Genomic DNA, 1,140 nt, shown 5'->3' with positions numbered 1-1,140 from the left:
CACCCAGACGCTTGGGGGTTTCCTGAAACTCCAGGGCACCGGTGGAATCAACAATCAGATCACCATCAGTCGGAGTTGGAGGAATCTCTACCGGACGGGAGCCAGTTGCAATAACAACATTGCCCGCTTCATAAACTTCAACAGAACCATCCGCCTTGGTCAGCTCAACTTGCTTGTTCGCCAGTACCTTACCAGCTCCTTCCAGCAGAGTTACGCCATTTGCCTTGAACAGACCACCAACCCCGGTAGTCAGAGTCTTAACAATCTTGTCCTTGCGAGCGATCATTTGCGGCACGTCCATTTCAACACCGGAGTGATTGATACCGTGCAGCTTAAAGTCTTTCTGTGCTTCAACAAACTTGTGAGAGCTATCCAGCAGCGCCTTTGAGGGAATACAACCTACGTTCAGACAGGTTCCACCCAAGGCTGTCTTGCCTTTGTCATCAGTCCACTTTTCGATACACGCAGTCTTGAGACCCAGCTGCGCAGCACGAATTGCACAAACGTAACCTGCAGGACCTGCGCCGATGACAACGACGTCAAACTGATTTGCCATATCTTCTATTCCAAGAAAATGAGAATGGCGGCCTTTTGAGCCGCCGCAAAACCCATGAACACTTACAATTCCAACAGGATTCTGGCTGGATCTTCCAACAGTTCCTTAATGGTAACGAGGAAAGTGACTGCTTCCTTGCCATCCAGCAACCTGTGATCATAGGACAGAGCCAGATTCATCATGGGCAGAATCTCCACCTGACCGTTGACGGCCATGGGGCGCTCCTGAATTTTATGCATACCCAGAATTGCGGACTGAGGTGGATTCAGAATCGGTGTAGACAAGAGCGAACCAAACACACCGCCGTTGGAAATAGTAAAGGTTCCTCCGGTCATGTCCTCAATATCCAGCTTGCCACCCTGAGCTTTTTTACCGTATTCACGGATTTTCGCCTCAATGTCAGCCAGACTCATGTTTTCAGCATTACGCAGAATAGGTACAACCAGACCACGATCGCTGGAGACTGCCACGCCAATATCCTGATAGCCGTGGTAAACGATGTCATTACCATCAATAGAGGCATTCACTGCAGGATATCGACGCAGGGCTTCAGCACAGGCTTTGACAAAGAAGGACATAAACCC

Annotated in this window: 2 protein-coding genes; both read right to left on the bottom strand. The window is 49.7% G+C overall.

Annotated features, from left to right (window positions below; translation table 11 throughout):
- Nucleotides 1-556 (bottom strand): FAD-dependent oxidoreductase (locus KDK17_RS08565; RefSeq protein WP_257287859.1); only part of this gene is annotated, 556 nt, incomplete at its 3' end.
- A 62-nt stretch (nucleotides 557-618) separates the two neighbouring features.
- Nucleotides 619-1,140: 2-oxo acid dehydrogenase subunit E2 (locus tag KDK17_RS08560; RefSeq protein WP_257287858.1), on the bottom strand; the 522-nt coding region annotated here is incomplete at its 5' end.

It is taken from the genome of Endozoicomonas sp. SESOKO2, from assembly GCF_024606245.1.
Lineage (GTDB): Bacteria > Pseudomonadota > Gammaproteobacteria > Pseudomonadales > Endozoicomonadaceae > Endozoicomonas_A.
This window is presented reverse-complemented; position numbering and strand designations above follow the sequence as displayed.